The sequence below is a fragment of the Megasphaera geminata F0357 genome (assembly GCF_000239275.1).
GTDB lineage: Bacteria > Bacillota > Negativicutes > Veillonellales > Megasphaeraceae > Megasphaera > Megasphaera geminata.
On record NZ_JH417584.1, the window covers coordinates 32,184 to 54,740 of the forward strand.

The 22,557-nt window shown below is 49.6% G+C and carries 19 protein-coding genes; 1 reads left to right on the top strand and 18 read right to left on the bottom strand.

What is annotated here, in order from left to right; translation table 11 throughout:
• Position 1 precedes the first annotated feature (1 nt).
• The 15 genes from HMPREF0080_RS04025 to HMPREF0080_RS04090 form a co-directional block, all read right to left on the bottom strand.
• Positions 2-451: a DUF3290 domain-containing protein gene (locus tag HMPREF0080_RS04025; protein ID WP_006789962.1), complete on the bottom strand. Its 450-nt coding sequence runs from the start codon at positions 449-451 to the stop codon at positions 2-4.
• Between the two features lie 182 nt (positions 452-633).
• On the bottom strand, positions 634-1,530 hold the full coding sequence (locus HMPREF0080_RS04030; protein WP_006789963.1) for an MATE family efflux transporter: 897 nt from the start codon (positions 1,528-1,530) through the stop codon (positions 634-636).
• An 807-nt stretch (positions 1,531-2,337) separates the two neighbouring features.
• Positions 2,338-3,735 (bottom strand): amino acid permease, encoded by a 1,398-nt coding sequence (locus HMPREF0080_RS04035; RefSeq protein WP_040347178.1) that lies wholly within the window; start codon positions 3,733-3,735, stop codon positions 2,338-2,340.
• A 96-nt stretch (positions 3,736-3,831) separates the two neighbouring features.
• Positions 3,832-5,169, bottom strand: a complete 1,338-nt coding sequence (brnQ, locus tag HMPREF0080_RS04040) for a branched-chain amino acid transport system II carrier protein (RefSeq protein WP_006789967.1) — start codon at positions 5,167-5,169, stop codon at positions 3,832-3,834.
• A 209-nt stretch (positions 5,170-5,378) separates the two neighbouring features.
• Complete coding sequence (locus HMPREF0080_RS11285) at positions 5,379-5,849, bottom strand: aminotransferase class I/II-fold pyridoxal phosphate-dependent enzyme (RefSeq protein WP_006789968.1); 471 nt, start codon at positions 5,847-5,849, stop codon at positions 5,379-5,381.
• A 10-nt stretch (positions 5,850-5,859) separates the two neighbouring features.
• Positions 5,860-6,465 (bottom strand): aminotransferase class I/II-fold pyridoxal phosphate-dependent enzyme, encoded by a 606-nt coding sequence (locus tag HMPREF0080_RS11290; protein ID WP_006789969.1) that lies wholly within the window; start codon positions 6,463-6,465, stop codon positions 5,860-5,862.
• A 1-nt stretch (position 6,466) separates the two neighbouring features.
• Positions 6,467-7,324, bottom strand: coding sequence for a GHMP family kinase ATP-binding protein (locus HMPREF0080_RS09085; protein WP_050808814.1), 858 nt, complete (start codon positions 7,322-7,324; stop codon positions 6,467-6,469).
• Positions 7,325-7,326: 2 nt separating this feature from the next.
• Entirely contained in the window at positions 7,327-8,271 is a 945-nt protein-coding gene (gene cbiB / locus HMPREF0080_RS04055; RefSeq protein WP_006789972.1) for an adenosylcobinamide-phosphate synthase CbiB, read from the bottom strand.
• A gap of 3 nt (positions 8,272-8,274) precedes the next feature.
• Complete coding sequence (locus HMPREF0080_RS04060) at positions 8,275-9,792, bottom strand: cobyric acid synthase (protein ID WP_040347181.1); 1,518 nt, start codon at positions 9,790-9,792, stop codon at positions 8,275-8,277.
• 28 nt (positions 9,793-9,820) lie between these two features.
• On the bottom strand, positions 9,821-11,950 hold the full coding sequence (locus HMPREF0080_RS04065) for a DNA topoisomerase III (protein ID WP_006789974.1): 2,130 nt from the start codon (positions 11,948-11,950) through the stop codon (positions 9,821-9,823).
• A gap of 122 nt (positions 11,951-12,072) precedes the next feature.
• The gene (locus HMPREF0080_RS04070; protein WP_006789975.1) at positions 12,073-12,309 is read right to left on the bottom strand and encodes a DUF4911 domain-containing protein; all 237 of its coding nucleotides are present in this window, start codon (positions 12,307-12,309) and stop codon (positions 12,073-12,075) included.
• Positions 12,310-12,311: 2 nt separating this feature from the next.
• Positions 12,312-13,535, bottom strand: a complete 1,224-nt coding sequence (locus tag HMPREF0080_RS04075) for a peptidase U32 family protein (protein ID WP_006789976.1) — start codon at positions 13,533-13,535, stop codon at positions 12,312-12,314.
• A 2-nt stretch (positions 13,536-13,537) separates the two neighbouring features.
• Positions 13,538-14,128, bottom strand: coding sequence for an O-methyltransferase (locus tag HMPREF0080_RS04080; protein WP_006789977.1), 591 nt, complete (start codon positions 14,126-14,128; stop codon positions 13,538-13,540).
• Positions 14,125-15,234: an endolytic transglycosylase MltG gene (gene mltG, locus HMPREF0080_RS04085; protein ID WP_006789978.1), complete on the bottom strand. Its 1,110-nt coding sequence runs from the start codon at positions 15,232-15,234 to the stop codon at positions 14,125-14,127. The genes HMPREF0080_RS04080 and mltG overlap by 4 nt, the downstream gene beginning before the upstream one ends.
• Before the next feature lie 90 nt (positions 15,235-15,324).
• Positions 15,325-17,184, bottom strand: a complete 1,860-nt coding sequence (locus HMPREF0080_RS04090; protein ID WP_006789979.1) for a DUF4127 family protein — start codon at positions 17,182-17,184, stop codon at positions 15,325-15,327.
• A gap of 137 nt (positions 17,185-17,321) precedes the next feature.
• Here HMPREF0080_RS04090 and tadA point away from each other — a divergent pair, with 137 nt between their 5' ends.
• Complete coding sequence (tadA, locus tag HMPREF0080_RS04095; RefSeq protein WP_006789980.1) at positions 17,322-17,801, top strand: tRNA adenosine(34) deaminase TadA; 480 nt, start codon at positions 17,322-17,324, stop codon at positions 17,799-17,801.
• A gap of 54 nt (positions 17,802-17,855) precedes the next feature.
• Here tadA and HMPREF0080_RS04100 read toward each other — a convergent pair whose 3' ends face one another.
• The 3 genes from HMPREF0080_RS04100 to gatA all read right to left on the bottom strand — a co-directional run bounded on the left by HMPREF0080_RS04100 (position 17,856) and on the right by gatA (position 22,557).
• Positions 17,856-19,379, bottom strand: coding sequence for an L-lactate permease (locus tag HMPREF0080_RS04100; RefSeq protein WP_006789981.1), 1,524 nt, complete (start codon positions 19,377-19,379; stop codon positions 17,856-17,858).
• A gap of 272 nt (positions 19,380-19,651) precedes the next feature.
• Positions 19,652-21,094 carry an Asp-tRNA(Asn)/Glu-tRNA(Gln) amidotransferase subunit GatB gene (gene gatB, locus HMPREF0080_RS04105; RefSeq protein WP_006789983.1) on the bottom strand — a complete coding sequence of 481 codons (1,443 nt, stop codon included), beginning with the start codon at positions 21,092-21,094 and terminating at the stop codon, positions 19,652-19,654.
• Positions 21,094-22,557 (bottom strand): Asp-tRNA(Asn)/Glu-tRNA(Gln) amidotransferase subunit GatA, encoded by a 1,464-nt coding sequence (gene gatA / locus HMPREF0080_RS04110; protein ID WP_006789984.1) that lies wholly within the window; start codon positions 22,555-22,557, stop codon positions 21,094-21,096. Before gatA ends, gatB begins: the two co-directional genes overlap by 1 nt.

The following is a 22,557-nucleotide window of genomic DNA, read 5'->3' on the forward strand; positions in this document are numbered from 1 at the left end:
CCTATTTATCATTAACTTTGATATTGACGTCAATCATATAAATACGCGTAACCTTATAAGCTGTCTGATTATCCGTAAAATCTACTGAAAAATAATCTCTATCCCCCGTTTTTACGATCATACTGTTTTTTAAACGTAACGAATTAACAAGCAAGCTTTCTTTAGGCACATCCATATTATAGGCGAAGTTACCGAGAAAAGCGGTCATCCGCGACATATCTTCCGTTGACTGCCTGGTTTGCGAATATTCCTGCCAATTGGCGCCTAAAAGAAATACACCTGTAAGGAAAAGGATAACACTTAAATCTCTGTACTTCGTCTGAAAACGATTACACATATATTTGCCGCCGACAATCAGCCAAGCAATTAACACCAAGGCAATGAGAACGTACTGCAACATATGATCAATATGCGATTGCCCCTCTACAAAAGAATAAGTATAAAACTGCATGATAACTCCTTATTATATACAGGATAAAATTATAAATGAGCCTGTTACGGTAACTTAATCTGTTCCAACAAGACTTAACCGCAGTATAAATTGCTGCAACCGGCCCTTTACAGAGTACAAGGGCCTTCTATAAACATAATTTTCTCATAAATACTCTCTTCATGAGATTCTATTTTACCTGATTATCCGTACTGATAAACCTTGCGTTTCTGCCAAAAAAACACGAACGCCATGCAGGCACCGCAGAAATCTGCGGCGGGCGTCGCCATAAAAACGCCGTCAACACCGAAAATGCGCGGCAGGATATAAAGAAAGCCGAGCAGAAAGAGCATAGTGTGGCAGAACGAGAGCAGCGCGGATGTGCGTCCGTCGCCGAGAGCCGTAAAGAAGGACGATCCGTAAGTCTTAAACCCGACAAAGAGAAAACCTGCGGCATAAATGCGGAAGCCGTATACAGCCAGTTCATACACCCGTGAACCTGCAGGGACAAAAACACTCGTAACGGGTACGGCAATAAGGATGCTGAGTGCCGTCGTAAACAGGGCAAAAGCGCCGATCAGCTTGAGGCTGCGGCGAAAAATTCCGCGCAGCTCCGCCATATCCTTACGCCCATAGCAGAAGCTCGTCAATGCCGCAACCCCCTCCGCATAACCGAGATATACGGCGGCAAACAACTCCGCCATATATTGCGTGATGGAAATAGCGGCAACACCCTCCGCTCCGGCAAGACGCATCATCGTATTATTTATTACGATGATAACAACGCTCATGGAAAGCTGAGTCACCATTTCACTGGCACCGTTTCCCATTGCCATGAGAACGGCACGCGGACGCCAGGCAGGCCGGGTGAGGCGAAGTATCCTGTGCTGTTGCGTAGTGAAATACCAAATACCGACAAAAGCGGAAACAGAGTAGCCGATCCCCGTAGCAACTGCCGCTCCCGAAAGCCCCCATTCAAATACGAAAAGAGTAACATAGTCCAGAACGATGTTCACGATCCCGCCGATGAGCGAAGAAAGCAGCGCAAGCCGCGGCTGCCCCGCCGTAACAAGGAAGATATCAAGAATAAGGCCTGCCATGGTGAACGGAGTCGCCAGAAAAAGCGGGACTGCATATGCCGCACAAAACGGGTAAAGCACGTCATCCGCACCAAGGCCGTATAGAAGAGGATGAAAAAAAGCAGTCCCAAAACGGCAAGTAATGTACTGAGTACAACACAGACAGCGACAAGAAGCGAGAAATTCTGCAGGGCACACCGATGCTTCTCCGCACCCAACTGTGCAGCAACAAGCGCACTCCCTCCCGTGCCAAGCATCGTGCCAGTGAAATCGTCAGCAAAATTAAAGGAAATACAATATTAACTGCCGAAATACCGTTTGTTCCGATAGCATGTGCAACAAAGATACCGTCGATAATAAAGTTCATATTCATAAAAAGTTGCGAAATAATCATCGGGACGGCAAATGCAAGCAGTGTACGATAAGAAATCGGCTGTTTGAGATAACGCAAGGTACATCTCCTTATATATTTTTGTATCTCATAGTATCACAGAAAAACGATAAAAAAGCAATCTTCTGCCGTGTTATATCAATATACGTTTTTCATATAGCCGCAATATCCTGCAGGGAGCTTCCTTTTTTCCGACAATTCCGTTTTTTTCGAATTGCCGCCGCCCACCCCTGCAATCGGGTGATTTCAAAATATTCCCCCGAGCATATGGAAATACCCGTTCTTTTATTACATATCATCAGTTTATGAGGATCATGTTTCAATTCATCTTATCTTAATCTGTGTAAGGACGCAAACACAGTATACTTTTTTTCAAAAAAACCGGGGCCACAAACGATTGGCACCGGTTTTCCCATTTGATAACGTTTCAAACGATGTTATTCATGACTTTCCGGTTCGCCATGCCGCAAAGTACTGTGTTTATATCCATAAATGGCATAAATAACGGTACCGACAACGGACCAGCCTACGAAAAGTTCCAGCGTATGGATCGAAAGGTGTGCAAAGATAAACGCGCAGAAGATAAAGCCTAAAGGCGCAATGACATATACTGCCGGGCAGCAGAACCCACGCGGAATGCGGGGATAGATTTTACGCAACACGATAATCCCCACACAGGAGCAGAGAAAGGCGAAAATCGTACCGGCACTGCATGCCTCCGCCACAATATGAATGGGTGTAAAGCCTGCCACGAGGGAAACAATGATACCGATGATAATTTGGATTCTGTAAGGCGTACGGTATTTCTCGTGTACCTTATAAAGGCTGTTGGGAATAAGACCGTCACGGCTCATCGAATACAGAGCCCTGCTCTGGGCAAAAAGCATATTCAGCACAACGGTGGACAAACCGCAGAGCGCCCCCGTGCCGATAAGAGCCGAGCCCGCACGCATCCCGATGTATTCAAGAACATACGATGCGGGAGCCGCCGTATCGAGCTGTTCGTACGGAACGACGCCGGTCATAGCCGCGCAGACGGCAATATACAAAACCGTACAAATCGCCAGCGCGGAAATAATGCCGACAGGCATGTCGTGCGTCGGATTTTTTGTTTCTTCAGCCGCCGTAGAGAGGGCGTCAAAACCCAGGTACGCAAAGAAAAGGACTGCCGTACCGGCAACAACGCCGTCCCAGCCGTAAGGCAAAAAGGGTTGCCAGTTCAGGGGATCAATATGCGGCCCCGCAAAAAAGAGAAACGCAAAAATAGTAACAATCTTTACTACAACAAGCGCTCTGTTTACCCTTGCGCCTTCACGAACACCGAGGATAAGACAAAGCGTCGCCAGAAGGACGATAGCGAAAGCAGGTAAATTGATGATGCCGCCGTCGGCGGGCACGGCCGTCAAGGCTTTGGGCAATTCAATGCCGCAGGAATGGAGGATACCTACAAAGTAAGCGGACCACCCGCCCGCCACGGCACTGGCACCTACAGAATATTCAAGAATAAGGCTCCAGCCTACCCACCAGCCGAAATATTCACCGAGTGACGCATATGCATATGTATACGAGCTGCCCGATACAGGCAAAAAAGTGGCCAGTTCGGAATACGTCAAGCAGACAAAAGCACAGGTAACGGCTGCCAGAATAAAGGATACCATCAACCCGGGGCCAGCATATTTGGCTGCACCGATACCGGTGAGAACAAAAATACCAGTACCTATTATAATTCCTAAACCCATGATAGTAATGTCAAATGCCCCGAGTACTCTGTTCAACTTCTTATCCTGTGTATGTCGGATCAAATCCTGATATGGCTTACGTTGCAGAATATCCACCTTAACCAACTCCTTTTAAATCGTTTTACTATATAAAACAACGAAACCTCCATCCTGACGGGAAGGAGGTTTCGTTATTCAACTGATAATGGCGGACTAAGCTTCAGTTTTAGAACTTACTGCCGTCTTCCAAATAAGACCGATAATGAAACCTGCCACGGCAAAGCAAAGCCAGCTCATGCCGAGATCGTGCAAAGGCACTGTATTATTGAAAAATACGTCAATGCTTCCCAATGAAAATTTAGCGGTCTGCAACCCTGTAACGACGGCCGGGATAATAGTCAGCCCGATTGTCCATGCATATACGCACTGACGTCCGCCGAAAAATTTGTGGAGGAAAGTAAGTATAACCAAGGCGACAACAATCGGGTAGATAAACATCAGTACGGGAATAGCCGCACTGATAATCGTCTTTAACCCGAACATAGCGACACAGAAGGAAATAATCGAAAAAACGGCCGCATACGCCTTATACCCCATCCCGCCGATAAGTTGCTGAAAATATGTCGCACAAGACGTAATTAATCCGATACTGGTGGAAAGGCAGGCAAGTAACACAATAACCGCCAGGAGCATTGCCCCTACTTCACCGAAAAGGATTTTTGCGCTGAGAGAAAGCACGGGTGCGCCTGTATCCTGCATACCAATGGCGGTAACGCTGTCAGCACCGATTTTAGCGATAAAGATATAGACAAATGCCAAACAGCCGACCGCTACAACGCCTGCTTTAAATACGTCACGCGTAACTTCGCTCGGCGTAGTTGCGCCCGCTTCTCTTACGAACTCAACAACCAGAATGGCGAATACAAGGGATGCTATAGCATCCATGGTGTTGTAACCGTCAAGGATACCCTGGACCATAGCCAAAGTAGTGGTACCGTACTGAGGGTCGGCGGCAAGAGGAACACCTAGCGGCGTAATGAAAGATTTTGCAATAAGTGCCAATATAGTAACTAGGAGACAGGGAGTCAGGATTTTGCCGATACGGTCGACAAGCTTCGACGGGGTTGCGGAAAGCCAATAAGAAATAACAAAAAAGATAACAAGGAAGATCGTCATATGAAGGTCGGATCCACCGTCATGTAGGAAGGGACGAACGGCAATTTCATAAGAAACGCTGCCCGTACGCGGCGTAGCGAAAAACGGTCCGATTGTCAAATACGATAATACCGTAAAAAAGAGACCGAATTTCGGGGTAACGCGGCCAGCCAGTTCCTGCAAATTCTCACAGCCCGAATAGCCGATGGCCAGGACACCGGCAAGAGGCAGTCCGACACCGGTAACGATGAAGCCCAAAACGGACCACCATACATTTGCGCCTGCATGCTGTCCCATTGCCGCCGGGAAAATAAGATTCCCCGCTCCGAAAAAGAGGGCAAACAACATGAGGCCGACTGCAATAAATCGTTTACTGTCTTTTTGATTCTCATTCATTGTAAATCACGCTCCGTTCCAAAGAATGGTCGTCTTTACCGGGCAGTAAAGGTACGACTTTACCTAGAAAAGCACAAGTCTGCAAAGTTCTCCGTTGCGCAGAAAAATACTTTAATATTGGTGACATTATATCATAATACTATTTTTTATTCATCATCTTAACCCTTTTTTTTTAATCATATCTATTTTTAATCTAAAAAACGTTTAACCTATCTAATTTTGTCATTATTAAAATATTTTTTTATCATTTTTATAACGATTTCATTAGTTTTTCTGTCTTTCACCGCAATACGTAAGAATCGGTCGTTAAGACCTTCATAATTACTGCAGTTACGAAGTAAAATGCCTTCCTGTTCAAGAAAACTTACGCAAGCTGTCGCAGAACCGTACATGCGCTCCAGTTTTATCAGGATGAAATTGACCGTACCGCCGAAGATCCTCACCCCGTTTATCGCACTCAAATGCCGCTTTAAAAAAGCGGCTTCCCTCTTGATAAGTGCAATGGATGCCCGCGCATATTCGTTGTCTCTCAAAGCCGCCGCACCGGCAAGCTGTGCCAAAATATTGACGTTCCAACAATCCTTATGCGCTTCCATCCGCGCAACCACAGTTTCGGCCGCCGCCGCAAAAGCCAGGCGCAGGCCCGGTAAAGCATAAAACTTGGTAAGTGAACGTAACACGAGCAGGTTATCAATATTTTCTTACCAGATCGAGAACCGTATAGTCCGCACCGTCATCTCTGAAATCAAGAAACGACTCATCTATAATGACAAAAACATTATGAGCCGCACAAATACGTACGCACGAGACCGCCGTATCACGGTTGATCAGGGTACCGGTAGGGTTATTGGGATTGCCGAGAATTAAACAGGAGCCGGACGGACAAGAAAGATCGATCTTTTCCCAATCGCCGGCAAACTCGTTATTTTCGCTTAAATAAATATATTGTATTGCGGCACCGCCGGCTAAAGCGGCCCGTTCATACTCATTAAACGAGGGAACCGGCAACACGAGCGTTGCAGGCCTGTATGCATGAAACCAGACATACAGCAATTCCGCCGCGCCGTTGCCGGCAACAGTATATTCCTTCTCTATGCGGTAATGCCGATATACGGCCCGCTTAAACGCTTCCGCCGCGGGATCGGGATAATAAACGATATCCTCCAAATGATCCTGCAATACCTGCCGTACCGACGGCGGGATACCGAGAGGATTGATATTGGCACTCATATCAATCCATGATTTTTTCTTACCCGTCCCGTCATATACGTTACCGCCATGAGCAAATTTCTCCATTTTATCTCCCCCGCTTTGAAACGCCGCCCGCTATAAGCGTATACACACCTTTATATTGTAACCCGGGCAGCGTCCGTTTTATTGCACGCACCAGCTCCGCACCGGCTGAAAAAATCTTTTCCGAAGGCATAAACACCGTATAGAGCGTACCCGTATGAGCCGTTCCGACACCGCAGACATCATATTGTTCCGCGAGATGAATGAGCGTTTCCAACTCGGGCTTATAAAAAATCTTCTGATTCGCCCTGGCACTTGCCGTTGCCACAGCGCCCCAAACCCGGCAGTCGTCGCCCGCTTTTTTTAAGGCGGAATACAGTTCTTTCAGATCCTGAGAACCGTCAGGATCTTTATCTTTGTCTTTATAAAAAGAAACCGTGTCCACGACGCCGCCTCTGTCAAACGTTAAGACGGACATAGGCGGGACGGACGTAAAGGTATGTATAATCTCTCCGCTTTTTCTGTCCATCGCCGCAATGCCTTCGCAAAACACGGGATCCGTAGGCTCAATCGCAAGCGCGAGCGAACAAATTTCTTTTTCCGTCATTTCATAGCCGAAAGCGGCGCTGACGGCAGTAATAACGGCGCCTATGTCGGCGCTGCTCGACGACATGCCTTTTCCCTGCGGCACGGCAGACGAAAGACCGAGCGCATAAGGAAAAGACTTCTCGCCCAGATAACGCAAGGTTGCCGCCACGGCACGGCGTGATTTTTCGGGTACAGCCAACTCGTCAAATACACCGTCAACAACTCTCGCCGTCACATACAGATTAACGGGGCAGGCAACAATAAGCGAACGTTTATCCATATTACCCTGCAGGATCTCACCGCACCCGGCCGGCACGGTAACGACAATGTTCATACTCACTCCCAAAAACGGCAGCATGCGGCGAGGACAATCGCCAGCAGCGAGGCCGTATACATAAGACGGACGGCGCAAGAAACGGTTTCCGGCATTATCCGCAGCTCTTCATCGCCCATATACTCGCGAAACGTCATTTCTCCGAAATAAGAATTACAACCGCCTAAGCGGATATGCAATGCGCCTGCAACGGGCGCTTCCGCATAGCCGCCGTTAGGACTCGGATGCTTGCGGGCGTCACGGCGCATGATACGCCAGGCGTTCTTATAATCAAAGCCGCACAAAAACGCGGCGGCCGTTACCAATACCGCCGTAATCCGGGCCGGAATGAAATTGCACACATCGTCAAGACGCGCGGCGAACCGGCCGTAATAGATATACTTGGCGTTTTTGTACCCCATCATGGAGTCAAGCGTATTAACGGCTTTATAAGCGGCCGCCAGCGGCACGCCGCCGAGGACGTAGAAGAAAAGAGGCGCCACGATCCCGTCCGACGTGTTTTCCGCCACTGTTTCAACGGCGGCACGACAGATTTCACTTTCCGATAAATTTTCCGTGTCCCTGCCTACAATGAAACTCAGTTTTTTACGCGCGTCATCCAAATGCCGGCGTATAAGGGAGCGACGAATAGTGTCGGCCGCTCCGGCCAGGCTGCGCGGGCAAATAAGGAAAGACAAAATTATCCCTTTCAATACATCTGCAGCCGTTTCCGGAAAGAGAGTCTCTAAAATTACGGCCGCCAAACGAACCGAACCGTACGCAAAAAACACAGTCAGTCCGGCCACAACCGTACCGGTAAAGAAATAGTACTGTTTAGATTTCCCTTCACTATAGAAAAGGGTATCAAGTTTTTTTATTGCCTGCCCTAAAAGAGCAACGGGATGATACCGGCTCTCCGGATCCCCCACAAAGCAATCGACAATAAATGCAACTGTAACGGTCAGCATGTCCTATTCTCCGATAATTTGTCGGACTTTCCGCATGTTTAAACTGGCTAACGCAAGATCCGCCAAACGATCATAACTTTTTTCTTTTTCTCCTCTGTAATGTCGGCCCGCTGTAATCGGCTGCAGCCCTTTATGGATACGCACGGCATTGAGAAAGGCGCGGCGAAACCCGTCATTATCGAAGATGCCGTGCACATACGTACCGAAAACCGTGCCGTCAAGAGAAGCTCCCACCGGGTCATCACAACGCCGCCCCCGGCGCAAGACGGCCGCAAAAGGCCGGGACACAGGCGCGGAAAAGACAGACCGGCCCATATGAATCTCATACCCTTTCATATCATTGCAATCTATAACGGAGTCATAAACGGAAAACCTGCGGCAACGGCAATGTACCTGGGCGGTAATTTTCTCCCCTTTAAAAACAGTTTCCATCGGTAAAAAATTCAGGCCGTCAACACTCTCATGAGCGGCTTCAACGCCGTCGGGATCGGAGATTTTCCTGCCGAGCATCTGATAGCCGCCGCAAATACCGCCTATGAGCACGCCCTGCCGCCGCGCCGTCAGGACAGCCTGTTCCATACCGTTCTCACGAAGCCAGAGCATGTCGTCTATCGTATTTTTTGTGCCCGGCAGCAGAATAATATCCGCCGCCGCCAACGCCTCCGGCTCCTGTGCGTAATAAAGACTGACATCTTCTTCCGAAGCAAGGCTGTCAAAATCGGTAAAATTAGAAATGCGGGGAGTCCTGACAACGGCTATTTTGAGATCCTTTTCTTCGGGTTCACGCAACATTTCCGCCAGGGATACCGAATCTTCTTCGTCTATCCCCAAATCGCTTATATACGGCATTACTCCGATAACGGGCTTACCTGTTTTCTCTTCCAGAAAGCGGACAGCCGGATCGAAAAGGTGTAGGTCGCCGCGGAATTTATTGATAATAAGGCCCTTTACAAGATCACGCTCGGCCTCATCAAGAAGTTCCAAGGTGCCGACCAGGGCCGCAAGAGAGCCGCCTCTGTCAATATCGGCGACGAGGAAAACGGGGGCATGGACATATTCGGCTACACGCATGTTCACGATATCCGTATTTTTCAGGTTTATTTCCGCCGGGCTGCCGGCCCCTTCAAGAACAATCATATCGTATTCTTTATCAAGGCGCGTCAAAGCGGTTTTTACGGCCTCAAACGCTTTCAGGGAATAAGAAAGATGATATTCTTCCGCCGACATATTGCCGACGGGAACCCCGTTAATGATAACCTGGGAACGGCAATTCCCGACCGGCTTTAAAAGTACCGGATTCATATCCGTTTCCGCGATAAGGCCGGCCGCTTCAGCCTGCACAGCCTGCGCTCTTCCCATTTCCCCGCCGTCAGGTGTCACGAAAGAATTTAAAGCCATATTCTGGGCTTTAAACGGTACGGTTTTCAACCCTTCCCGCGCAAAAATACGACAAAAAGCAGTCGCTAAAATACTCTTGCCGACATGCGAACTCGTACCTTGGAACATTATATATTTTGCCATGGTCCACGCCTTTCCTGAAAATAAAGTTTTACCGCTGCCGCACATAAATGCTCGGCACACCGTCCACATCGGCACAACGCGTATTGCAGGCCGGGCTGCTGCAGACCCAGTAAGCGCCGTAAGGGCCGTCCCGTTTTATAAAGCGCCCGGTCTTACAGCGCGGGCAGGCATAATCCGAAACCTCGGCGGCGGCCGTTTCCATGATCCGCTCCGTATGCCTGCATTGCGGATAGCCTGTACACCCGTAAAAATCGCCGAATTTACCGCTTCGTTCAATCATTATTTTACCGCAGTCGGGACAACGTTTTCCCGTACTGCCGGCGGCCGCGGTTTCTGTCACCGCGGCTTTGGCAATAAGACGTGTGAGGAACTCTGTCTGATCTTTCAAAAACGACTGCAGATCGTCCTTACCCAAGCTCATTTGATGCAACCGCTCTTCCCAAAGGGCAGTCTCATCGGGGTAAGAAAGTTCGTCAGGCAGAGAATCAATAAGAACATATGCGGAGTCACCGGGGAAAAGATATTTTTTCCTGCCCTCTTCAAGCAGGAACTTACGCGCGATGAGCTCGTTAATGATCGTGGCCCGCGTCGCCTCCGTACCGATCCCCTGCACTTCTTTCAGTTTCTTTTTCAGCGTATCGTCTTTGACATATTTATAAATTTCTTTCATTGCCGCCAACAAGGTGGAGGCCGTAAAACGCTGCGGCGGTTTTGTTTCCTTTTCTTCCGTCATACCGCCGGTATAAGTAACAGCGGCTCCTTTTCGAAGAACCGGCAATTCTCCCTTTTCCTCATCACCGTCATCATGCTTGTCGCGGCTGTACAGTTGTTTCCAGCCCGCGACGGTTATCGTCCTGCCGCGGGCGACAAAATTTTCTTCCGCCGCTCTGATGACGATACGCTGACTGTCATATTCATGAGGTGCGTAAAACTGGGCAATATACGCCCGGGCTATAAGAAAATATATATTCCGCTGCATTTCCGTGAGCCGAGTATACGGACAGACAACAGTTGTCGGAATAATTGCATGATGAGCCGTAATTTTTGTATCGTTCCAGGCGCGACTTTTGACCGTACTGTCACCTGCGCCTGCCCAGACGCTTAATTCACGATCCCCCAATCCGGCAAGATTGGACAAAATCCCGAGTGCATCGCGCCGCTGATTAAGCGGCAGATATTCACAATCCGAACGGGGATATGTCGTAAACTTTCGTTCATATAACTGCTGAGCCGTATCAAGAACCTGCTGCGGACTGTAACCGTACTTCCTGCCGGCCTCTATCTGCAGGGACGACAGAGAATGGGGCAAACGCTGATTTTCCTTTTTATGCGTGACCTTCCGCTCGGTCACCATTCCCTCCGGTTCCGCCGCCAATTTCTCAAGAATACGGGCGGCAATGTCTTTGCGGATACAACGCCCTTCCGGATCGAGCCCCGCCTGTGTCTCCGCAGGCTGCCACCGGGCGGAAAGAACGCCGTCGCCGTAATTAAAATCGGCTTTTACAATATAGTATGTTACCGGTTTAAAATTATCCAGCTCCCGCTGTCTTCTGACTACAAGCGCCAATGTCGGCGTTTTTACGCGGCCGACGGGATAGACGCCCCGATAGCCTTGACGGCGGGCAGCCAGCGTATAGGCACGCGACAAGTTCATTCCCATCAGCCAATCGGCGCGGCTGCGCGCCAAAGCCGAATCTTTTAAAGGCTTAAAGGCCTTATTATCCCGTAAATTACCAAGCGACTCGCGAATGCTTTTCTCATCCAGCGCATTGAGCAGAATCCGTTCGACAGGCTTCGTATTTCCGACATAATCAAGTATTTCATCGATGAGAAGCTGCCCCTCTCTGTCGGGGTCACCGGCATTTACAATACTGTCCGCTTCATTAATGAGCGAACGGATAATCTCAAATTGTTCTTTAGACGCAGGTGAAACAAAAAGCTTCCACTCCTTCGGTATAATCGGCAAATCTTCGGCCCGCCATTTTTTATAAGCCGCATTATACGCTTCCGGCTCGGCTTGCTGCAACACATGGCCGTACGCCCACGTAACGATACCGCCGCCCGTACGTATGCAGCCGTTATCACGCCGCCGCGGCGGCGGCAGGCATTTCGCCAATTCTCTGGCCATACTCGGTTTTTCCGCAATAAATACCTTCATTTGCAACACTCTTTCCCGTCTTCCCCGGCATTACTGTCTTTTATCACACCGTACGTATATGCAAAAGACAACTGCCCGTTTAAATACCAGAAAAAGCCCGAACGGCAATGCCGCTCAGGCTCCTATTCACTTTCACGCAACGCCTCCGCATAAGTAAGAAAACGCACGTCTATCGGCAAATCACGCAATAATTGCCGCGCTTCCGCCGCCGTATCGGCAGTAGTCCGTAAACAGGCCGTCCCTTTCCTACCGTTCAGAGCCGTAAGGACGCCCATGTGATCAAAGCCTTCCGTGATGCGGTTGACTAATGTCATTTGCGAAGGCTCTACCTGAAAATAAACGTATTCCTCAAAAAGCATGACTATTTCACCTGCCGGCGCATCATACCGTTTACCTGCAGCGGCACGTCCGTCGTCATACAGACAATTTCCTGAGGATGCCGCGCCGCGTCAATGACCGCTCCGTCGCTGTTCCGTAAATTTCTGATGATATGCTTGACGATCGGGCCGTGCGGCAAAAGAAATTCCACTTCTTCGCCGACTTTAAAATAGTTCCGCTGTTCAATCTGGGCGGTGTGCGTCGCTTCGTCATACGCTTTGACGAAGCCGATAAAGTCATGGGTCTGCGTATTGCTGGACTGCCCGTATACCTGATCCGCCGCCGCGGGCCGGCCGTAATAAAATCCTGTCGTATACGGCCGGTGAGAGATTTTTTCCAACTCTTCGACCCATTCCTCTTTGACCGTAAAGTGTTCCGGGTCCGCTTCATACGCATCCATGGCTTCACGGTATACCTTGACAACGGTCGCCACATAATGAAGGCTCTTCATCCGGCCTTCCACTTTTAAGCTCGCGAAGCCCGCATCATACAGATCCGGCAGATGCCGCAGCATGCACAAGTCCTTCGAGTTAAAAATATACGTGCCCCGTTCATCTTCCATAACCGGAAAATATTCACCCGGCCGTTTTTCTTCGACAAGACTGTACTTAAACCGGCAGCACTGCACGCACTCACCATGGTTGGAATCGCGATCCTTCGTAAAATAATTGCTGAGTAAGCAGCGGCCCGAATAAGATATACACATAGCGCCGTGTACAAAGCCTTCCAGTTCTATATCTACGTTGGCGCTGATTTCCTTCGCATCGGCCAGCGACACCTCCCGGGCCAGGACAACCCGTTCGGCACCGCATTCTTTCCAAAACTGCACGGCCGACCAATTCGTAGTATTCGCCTGTGTCGACACATGAATTGGCAGAGCCGGAGCGACTTCCCGGCAAAGGCGGAAAATCCCCGGATCCGCAATAAGCACGGCATCGGCTTTTATCTTTTCAAGGTACCGTAAATAACCTGGTAACTCTTTATAATCTTTACCCGACGGGAAAATATTAACGGTAACGTAAATTTTTTTACCGAGAGAATGGGCATAATCTACTGCTTCTTTCATTTCTTCCGGCGTAAAGTTATCGCTGAATGCGCGCAAACTGAAAGACGTGCCGCCCAGATAAGCCGCATCGGCACCATACAGGAAGGCAATTTTCAGTTTCTCCATATTACCGGCGGGCGCCAGCAATTCCATCCGTTTCATTCCTAACTCTTCCTCCGGGAGACCGTAAGGCCGTCCCCGTTCTCAAATACAACCGTTTCAAACAGGTCGGTATCGTTAATCTTATCCATAAATTCACGCAGCCTCGTCACGGCCGTGCGGTGTTTATGGGGCAAATGTCCCTGTACATAGACCATATCGTGATAGCGGACATTATCGGCTACAATGACGGCGCGGGGAGCCAATTTCGGCATAAGCAGTTCCAGCTGCCGGCTATACTGTCCTTTCGGCCCGTCAAGGAAGACGAAGTCCCAAGGGCCGTCCAAATGCGGCAATACTGACGTCGCATCACCGTGGAGCGCCTTTATCCGCCCTCTGAACGGGGAGGCGGCAATATGTTTTTCAGCTATTTTATGCCTGTCCGCATCGAGTTCAATCGTCGTAATATATGCATTTGAAGGCAAACACTCCATAATAAGCAGTGTCGAATACGCGATACACGTCCCTATTTCCAAAACACGGCGGGGCGAAGCGTTTTTTACAATTTTCTGAAGCAGCTCCTTTTCCGCATCGCGTAAAACGGGCAGCCCGTGAGCCGTTCCGTACAGCTTCACTTCCTTTAACAACTCCGTCATGGCATATACTTATGGACATTGTCCATATGCTCTTCATACGTCACGGAAAAATAATTATGTCCTTCTTTGTCCGCCACAAAATAAAGATAACTCGTTTCAGGCGCATCAAGTACGGCATATATACTCTTCATACCCGGATTGCCGATGGGACCGGGCGGCAGTCCTTCATGCAGATACGTATTATACGGCGAATCGTAAGCAATTTCATCAAGATTGTACTCATATTTGTGCGACCCCATCGCATAAGAAACGCTTGCGTCGGATTGAAGCTTCATGTGCCGTTTCAGCCGATTAAGGAAAACAGATGCGATAAGCGGTCTGTCACGATCATATTTCGCTTCTTTTTCAACTACCGAAGCAAGCGTCACAGCCTGATAAACGGAAAAATTCCCGGCTCCGATCCGGTTTCTCATTGCCGTGTCTAAACGGTCATCAAAGTTTTTCAGCATCATCACCACCAGATCATCGGCCGTTCCGTCAAAATGGGGATAATACGTATCGGGGAATAAAAATCCTTCGGTCACGAAAGTAACCTGACGATTACCCTTCATATACGGGTAAAGAAGTTCCGCTTTATTGGCTGCAATGAGAAATTCTTCTTCACTTATATTTGTATTTTCGGCAACGGCTTTAGCAATTTGCCGCACCGTATACCCTTCGGGTACGACCAGCCGATAGGCTTCCGAATCTCCGCTTGTCAGCTTGGCGACGATCTGATGCAGGCTCATCGTTGAATGTATCGTATACTCGCCGCGTTTCAGCTCCCCCGCCTGCCCTGTCAGTGCCAAAACCGCCCGAAAAAGGAGCGGGTTGGAAACAAGTTCTTCCGCATACAATTCATCCGCTATTTCCGCACCGGTCATGTCCGCCTTGACTTCTATATAGGAAGACTTGTAGGCCTTCCAAAAAGGCGGCAGGAAATAAAAACAGCCGCAGGCAAGAAGTGCTACAGCCAAAATACCGACTATAAATTTTACGGTACGCGCCTCCCTGGACGGCACGTTTTTATCCTGCGTCAATACATTATTATTTTTCCGCGCCGCTCCTGTATGTTCCGTACCGGCCGTATTTATTGTTACCTCGTCAGATTTAGTGTATTTTTCCATGAAACCTATTATACATGAAAAACCTGTAGAATAAAAGAAACGCCTTATTCTACAGGTTTTTCGCGTTTTCCCCTATACACTTATGCACTCTTACGTATGCGGCGCCCAGGTCCTGCTGCGCGCGGCGATCGACTCGTTCCGCCGGTTGGCTTCTTGCGTCCGAAGCTCCGTATCATACTTGGCCTGCGCTTCGTCTTTTGCGGCCTTCAGCTTTGCTTCCGTTGCGGCATCAATCTTCGGCGCGCCTTTTTCTTTTGCCGTATCATAGGCTTTAACGGCGGCATCGCGCTGTTCGGCAAGCCGCGCTAGGATCTCTCTGTCCTTTTGCAGCCGCACATCCGCCTCAAGCTGCACATTCGGCAGAGAATGTACGTCTACATAAGTTTCGAAAAGACGGTTCCACGGCAATGTCACTTCCACCGTTTTCGGGTTTACATTTAAATATGCTTTCGCATACCGCTGCAATTCCAGCTTGGCAAGCCCCTGCAATTCACCCGTTTCCGTCGGATAATAGCGGCGCAGCTGCCCGTTTGCTATTTTCTGCTGCATACGGTAGAGATAGTTGCGGATATTAGCCTGATACGCCCAATTATCAAGATAATTAGTCGTCAGCATATTTTTATGGGCATCCGCACTCATATACCTGGCCAGAATCCCCTGCGAAAGACCGTAGCCGACGGAGTTGCTGGCCGTATTCCAGCCGTTATAAGCAGCCAGGCGATACATCATGTTATCTTTATAAAGGCCGTAAACGAGCGTATTGTCCGAACCGTTGGAAAAAGCCATGTCGACAATACTTACAGGAATCCCGGCAGCGACAGCCGTTTCAATGTGGCCTAAAAACTCTCGTGTCGAATCAAGCATAATCGGGAAGTTTTCAAAGCTGGCCGATTCTGTCGTCTTTGTCGTAAGCGGCGTATTCACCGCCAGAAGCAAATCCGGCTTGGACGTATTCGTCACTTCACCGCCGACGGCTTCAATATGTTCGGCAATGGTTTTGCCGATTGCCTGCCCGTCATAACTGGGTACAGTTTTTTCACCGCCGCCGAGAGGATAGATGACCGTAACTTTCGGATGATAGTTATTAAAATCATTGTTTGCACGCGTAATCAGGAGCAAGCCGAGCTGATCCGCACCGGGAAAAGAGCCGAACACCGTTTTCGGCACATCTTTGCCGCGCATTTCCAAATATTTCGCTTCCAGCGCCGACTGCGTGTGGGCGGAATTGTCATCATGACCTAAGCTGAAATAGGTAAAGATCCCCTTCTTCGCGTCATCAATCAGCCGGTAGTTAACGGCCATATTCTTTTGGCGGCGTTTATACCAGTCCTGCAAATATTCAAGCGGTACCCGGCGCATGACGGCAAACCAGCGGGACCGCTCTTCAGGCGTAAGGACCTCTGTATCGGCTTTATTTTGCAGAGCGGCCAATTCATAAATGTCATTACCGAATTTCAAATAGTAATCCGGTTCTACGCCTTTACCTCCCGTCCAAGGGCTGCGCATGACCGTACTGAACGCATAAATGGGAACGTGCCCGTATTTTGCGTGTAACGCTTCCACGTTGCGGAGGCGGTTCATAAGCGTATCTGTATCAAAATTATGTTTGCGCGAGTCGACCAGGCCGCCGTAGACGAGAGAATCAACAGAAAGGACCATCGCGTCGGCTTCAGGCGCATGCGTCTCGACCCAATCCATTAATTGCTCCGGCGAGCCGTGGAAATTGGAACCCGACAAATATTGGCGCGGCGGAGTCAGTACGGTATATCCCGCCTCTTTTGCCGTTTTTACAGTGTATGCGTAATCAACAGGGCGATCATCCTGAGGAACATATAAGATGGTCTTCCCGTAAGCAAATACAGACGTGCCGGTAAACAAGAGCGAACAAACGACTGCACCGACCAATTTATAAAAGGGTTTCACAGAATCACTCCTAACATTTTCTGACATATAAATCTTTTTTATTATACCAAATGCCGTCGTAAAAATAAAATTTAAAGAAATTTATTTTCTTTCCGCAGGGATGATTGCACTGCCGTTATCTGTCCTGTACAATATGGACGTAATCATGTGCGGGAGGCGGGACGATGACAAAAGACGAATTCTACATGGGGAAAGCCCTGGAAGAAGCAAAAAAAGCGGCGGCCGTCGGTGAAATCCCGATCGGCGCCGTTATCGTACACAAGAAAAAAGCCGTCGCCCGCGCCCACAATTTGCGGGAAACGCTGCCGTGCGCCACGGCTCATGCCGAGCTTCTGGCCATTGCGGAGGCGTGCCGCGTTCTCGGCCGCTGGCGTCTTACAGGCTGCACCTTATATGTGACCGTCGAACCTTGCCCCATGTGCGCGGGCGCTATCGTGAACAGCCGCCTGGATCGCGTTGTTTACGGCTGTGCCGATACGAAAGGCGGCGGTACACGCTCTTTGTATAAAATTGTTGACGACGAACGGCTGAATCACCGCGCAATCGTCACGGCAGGCATACGAGAAACAGAATGCGCGGCTCTGTTAAAAGATTTTTTCCGGAAGCGGCGGGCCGAAGAAAAAAGGAAAACAGTTTCGGATTAGTATTTCCGAACTGTTTTCCTTTTTTATAAAAGCGGATGTAATGAATACAACCCGTTAAATCATCATTTGGCCGAAATACGTAATGGCCCCGGCAATAATCATAAACCCGACGAGGTACGGAAGCGCCGCCTTCATGATCTCACTTTCCTTACCTTCCACAACTGCGCCGACAGCACCGATGGCAATAGCAATGCTCTGAGGCGAAAGCATTTTGCCGAGACCGGCGCCGGCGGAATTGCACGCGGCGAGCCAGGCGGGGTCGGCACCGGGAATATCCATGGCCGCAGCTGTCTGCAAGGGTCCGAAAAGGACATTGCTGTTCGTGCCGGAACCGGTGATGAAGGCGCCGAGCGCCCCGGCCAGAGGGGCAAACGCAGGATACATGGTCCCCGTCACATCAACGAGGGTATGCGCGATACTTGCCGTCATTCCGCTGTATGTCATGATTTTAGCGGTAGCCACGACGGTGATAATCGTCAGAAAGGTAAAGCGCAGATTATAAATCGTTTCACCCAGCCTGCCGAAAATCTCACCGAACGATGCGCCCTGGTATCTGCCGCCGAGGATAGCGGCCAGGAGGATCATGATGCCCGGCGTGGCGATCCAGACAAAGGTATACGGCTTCGCTCCCGCACCGGTGTAAATAGGAACGGCCGTTTTAACGGCGCTGAGCGGGCCGTTAACGGCGGGAACAAGCTTGGACGTAATGATCAGGAATATAAAAATAAGAATAAAGATCATCGCGGCCCTTATACCCGCGCCGGCGGAAACGGACTGCGGCTGAATATCCAACGCATAGTCCGGATCGTCCGTCTTGAAAAGTTTCGCATACACAACGATTACGCCCATGATGATGATGGACGGCACCATAACGGCTAATTCAGGTCCGAGAACGGAAGAAATGATATATTCAGGGATGAAAAGCGCCAACCCGGAAAGCAGGGTCACGAAAAAAACGCCTTTTAACGCCCGGACAGAGCCGCCGATGACGATAACCATCAAGAACGGACACAAAATATCCAATAACCCCAATTGGGTCGTAATATACGTAGCCAATCGGACCGGATCAAGTTCCGTCAAACTTGCCAGCGTTGTCGTCGGAATACCGATAGAACCGAAAGTGGTCGGTACCGTATTGGCAATAAGACAAGCGAGAATAGCACGGATGGGATTAAATCCCAGGCCGACGAGAATACTGGCCGGAATGGCAACCGCCGTACCGAAGCCGGCCATGCCTTCCATGAAAGCACCGAAGCCCCAGCCGATGAGAAGGGCTAAAATACGGCTGTCTTTGCTTACTGTCGTCAGCATTTGTTTAAGGACATCCATGCTTTTCGTATACACAGTAAGATTATACGCGAAAATGGCCGCCACAATGACCAGCAAAATGGGCCAAATCGCAAGGGCAACGCCTTCCAAAGCCGCCGTACCCGTATCAAGAGTCGGCATGTCAAAGGCGAAAACAGCCACAATCGCGGCAATAACAACTGCAATCGGGCAGGCTTTGTAACCGGGCATCTTCAAGAAGCCCAGTCCGATAACCAGCCAAATTATCGGCAGCAGCGCTAAGAATACCATGTTTTTCCTTCCTTTCACACAAAAAATATGTTCTTATCCCGTTTCTTCAGCCTGTGGGCAAAGTAAATATAAGAGCCGCCGTAAAACCGCAAACTTCAGAAGCAGATCAGGCTTAATACTTAAAAGGCCTTTAACAACAATCCTTATACATTATAGTATAAGGACTCACGGGAATAAAGCGGTATTCCCATGTCGGGACAGTTACAGATACATCATGACAATTTGTAATATTATGCAAAAACGGCACAGATCTTCCGACCTGTGCCGTCACCTTACCCTTCCAGTTTTTTGATCAATAATTCATTGACCGACGCCGGATTGGCGCGGCCTTTCGTTTCTTTCATAATCTGACCGACGAGGAATCCTATAGCTTTCTTCTTGCCCGCCTTATAATCGGCAACGGATTGCGGATTGGCATCGATAATTTTCCTGACGATACCCGACAATTCTCCTTCGTCGCTGATTTGGACAAGGCCCTGTTTCTCTACAACGGCGGCGGCGCTCTCACCGGACCGCCACATCTCAGGTAAAACCTGTTTAGCTATTTTCCCGGAAATCGTCCCTTTATCGATAAGAGAGATGAGTTCCGCCAAATTTTCCGGTGTAACGGGAGATTCTCTTGCCGTCAGGCCTTCTTCATTAAGTTTTTTCGCAAAATCACCGAGCATCCAATTGGCCGCCGCTTTTGCCTCGGCCCCGGCGGCAACTACGGCTTCAAAGTAGTCCGCCGTTCCCTTTTCAAGGGTAAGGATAGCCGCATCGTATTCGGGCAGGCCCAATGCTTCCGTAAACCGTTTGCGGCGGGCATCGGGCATTTCGGGAAGTTCCCGGCGTACTTCTTCAATCCATTGTTCGGAAAGTTCCAGCGGGATGAGATCCGGTTCGGGGAAGTAACGGTAATCGTTGGATTCTTCTTTGACACGCTGGCTGAAAGTAACCCCTTTATTTTCATCCCAGCCGCGCGTTTCCTGAATGATCCTGCCGCCTTCTTCTAAGACCCGGGCCTGGCGAACGGCTTCATATTCAATCCCCTTCTGAACGCCCGTAAGTGAATTGATATTCTTAATTTCCGCCTTCGTGCCGAGTTTATCCGTGCCGGCAGGCCGGACGGAAATATTGGCATCACAACGCATACTTCCTTCTTCGAGCCGGCAGTCGGATACGCCCAGATACTGAATAACGGAACGAAGCTTTTCAAGATATGCTCTTGCTTCCTCACCGCTGCGAAGATCCGGTTCCGAAACGATTTCCAGAAGGGGTACGCCCGTACGGTTATAGTCCACATCGGAATAATCGGATGTATTGATAGTCGTACCGCCGTGCACGAGCTTTCCCGCATCTTCTTCCATGTGAATGCGGGTAAGCCGGATGCGGCGTTCTTCACCGTTTACGTCAATATCCACATAGCCGTTCAGGCAGATAGGCAGATCGAACTGAGATGTCTGGAAATTTTTCGGTAAATCGGGGTAATAGTAATTTTTTCTGTCGAATTTATTGTGTAACAAAATATCGCAATGAAACGCCAACCCGACTTTAACGGCAAAATGCACTACTTCTTTATTCAATACAGGCAGGCAGCCCGGCAGGCCCATGCAGACCGGGCAGACATGCGTGTTCGGCGCGGCGCCGAATTCAGTGCTGCAGCCGCAGAAAATTTTTGTTTTCGTTTTTAATTCGGTGTGGACTTCCAAACCGATAACCGCTTCATATTTCATCAGACTTCAACCTCCCCCATGGGTAACGGCAAACGCAGGTCGGGCCGTTCCCGTTCGAATGTATAGGCCGCGCGCAGCAAGGTTTCTTCGTCAAGCGCTCTGCCGATAAGCTGCATACCGACAGGCAGGCCCCGCTTGAAGCCGCAGGGAATGCTGACAGCCGGCAGGCCGGCAAGATTCACCGTGACCGTGCAGACATCGCCCAAATACATGGACAGGGGATTTTCTTTATTTTTACCGATTTCAAAAGCCGTATCGGGCGCCGTCGGCGTAAGGAGCACATCACACTGTGCCAACGCGTTGTCATAATCCTGTTTAACGAGGGTACGGACTTTCATGGCCCTGAGATAGTAGGCATCATAGTAACCGGCACTGAGTACGTACGTTCCCAGAAGAATACGGCGTTTAACTTCCGGCCCGAACCCTTCGGACCGGGTTTTAATGTACATGTCGACAATATCCTTGCCGGGAACGCGTAACCCGTACCCCACTCCGTCATAACGTCCGAGGTTGGAACTTGCTTCGGCAGGCGCAATAATATAGTACGCCGCCAAACCGTATTTCATATTCGGCATGGTAACGGAAATAATTTCAGCGCCTGATTTTTTATACGTTTCAACGGCTTCATCCAAGGCTTTACGACATTCTTCATCCAATCCTTCGCCGAAGAATTCCGCAGGAATACCGATCTTCATGCCTCTTACGTCGTTGACGAGAGCCTTTTTATAATCTTTGCTCCGTCGGGGTACGGACGTGGAGTCTCTCTTGTCGTATCCCGCCACGGCATTTAAAACGATAGCGCAGTCTTCGACATCGTTCGTAAACGTGCCGATCTGATCCAGCGAAGACGCAAAGGCGATGAGGCCGTAACGTGAAATCAGACCGTATGTCGGTTTCAGGCCGACCACGCCGCAATAAGCCGCAGGCTGACGTACAGAACCGCCCGTATCGGAACCGAGTGCCCAAACGGCCTCTCCCGCCGCTACGGCCGCCGCCGAACCACCGGAAGAGCCGCCGGGGACATAACCCGTATTCCACGGGTTCGTCGTAACTTGAAAAGCTGAATTTTCAGTCGAGCTGCCCATGGCGAATTCATCCATATTGGTCTTGCCGAGGCTCACGTAGTCCAGGGCATTGAGCTTTTCAATAACCGTCGCGTCATACGGTGACGTATAGTCGGCAAGCATCTTTGATGCACATGTTGCCTGCTGGCCTTTAATACAAATATTATCCTTAACGGCGCCGGGGATGCCCGCCAAATCGGCAATTGCCTCACCGGCCGCAAGCTTCTTATCCGTAAGAGCCGCGGCCGCCAAAGCAAATTCACGATTATCCGACAAGAAGGCCCGGACAGTCGGTTCTACTTTATCTTTACGGTCCAGAAATTTCCGCGTCAATTCGACAGCTGAAATTTCTCCTTTTACAAGTTTGTCATGCAGCGCATGGATAGTAACGGGTTCCAT

Excerpts from the sequence above, each read along its gene's own strand:
- HMPREF0080_RS04070 (WP_006789975.1), bottom strand. The coding sequence starts at position 12,309 with ATGCTTTTTGAGGAATACGTTTATTTTCAGGTAGAGCCTTCGCAAATG.
- HMPREF0080_RS04025 (WP_006789962.1), bottom strand. The coding sequence starts at position 451 with ATGCAGTTTTATACTTATTCTTTTGTAGAGGGGCAATCGCATATTGAT.
- HMPREF0080_RS09085 (WP_050808814.1), bottom strand. The coding sequence starts at position 7,324 with ATGAACATTGTCGTTACCGTGCCGGCCGGGTGCGGTGAGATCCTGCAG.
- HMPREF0080_RS04080 (WP_006789977.1), bottom strand. The coding sequence starts at position 14,128 with ATGACGGAGTTGTTAAAGGAAGTGAAGCTGTACGGAACGGCTCACGGG.
- HMPREF0080_RS04100 (WP_006789981.1), bottom strand. The coding sequence starts at position 19,379 with ATGGTATTCTTAGCGCTGCTGCCGATAATTTGGCTGGTTATCGGACTG.
- mltG (WP_006789978.1), bottom strand. The coding sequence starts at position 15,234 with ATGGAAAAATACACTAAATCTGACGAGGTAACAATAAATACGGCCGGT.
- HMPREF0080_RS04075 (WP_006789976.1), bottom strand. The coding sequence starts at position 13,535 with ATGAAACGGATGGAATTGCTGGCGCCCGCCGGTAATATGGAGAAACTG.
- cbiB (WP_006789972.1), bottom strand. The coding sequence starts at position 8,271 with ATGCTGACCGTTACAGTTGCATTTATTGTCGATTGCTTTGTGGGGGAT.
- tadA (WP_006789980.1), top strand. The coding sequence starts at position 17,322 with ATGACAAAAGACGAATTCTACATGGGGAAAGCCCTGGAAGAAGCAAAA.
- HMPREF0080_RS04065 (WP_006789974.1), bottom strand. The coding sequence starts at position 11,950 with ATGAAGGTATTTATTGCGGAAAAACCGAGTATGGCCAGAGAATTGGCG.
- brnQ (WP_006789967.1), bottom strand. The coding sequence starts at position 5,169 with ATGAATGAGAATCAAAAAGACAGTAAACGATTTATTGCAGTCGGCCTC.
- HMPREF0080_RS04030 (WP_006789963.1), bottom strand. The coding sequence starts at position 1,530 with ATGGCAGGCCTTATTCTTGATATCTTCCTTGTTACGGCGGGGCAGCCG.
- gatA (WP_006789984.1), bottom strand. The coding sequence starts at position 22,557 with ATGGAACCCGTTACTATCCATGCGCTGCATGACAAACTTGTAAAAGGA.
- HMPREF0080_RS04090 (WP_006789979.1), bottom strand. The coding sequence starts at position 17,184 with ATGTCAGAAAATGTTAGGAGTGATTCTGTGAAACCCTTTTATAAATTG.
- HMPREF0080_RS11290 (WP_006789969.1), bottom strand. The coding sequence starts at position 6,465 with ATGGAGAAATTTGCTCATGGCGGTAACGTATATGACGGGACGGGTAAG.
- HMPREF0080_RS04060 (WP_040347181.1), bottom strand. The coding sequence starts at position 9,792 with ATGGCAAAATATATAATGTTCCAAGGTACGAGTTCGCATGTCGGCAAG.
- gatB (WP_006789983.1), bottom strand. The coding sequence starts at position 21,094 with ATGAAATATGAAGCGGTTATCGGTTTGGAAGTCCACACCGAATTAAAA.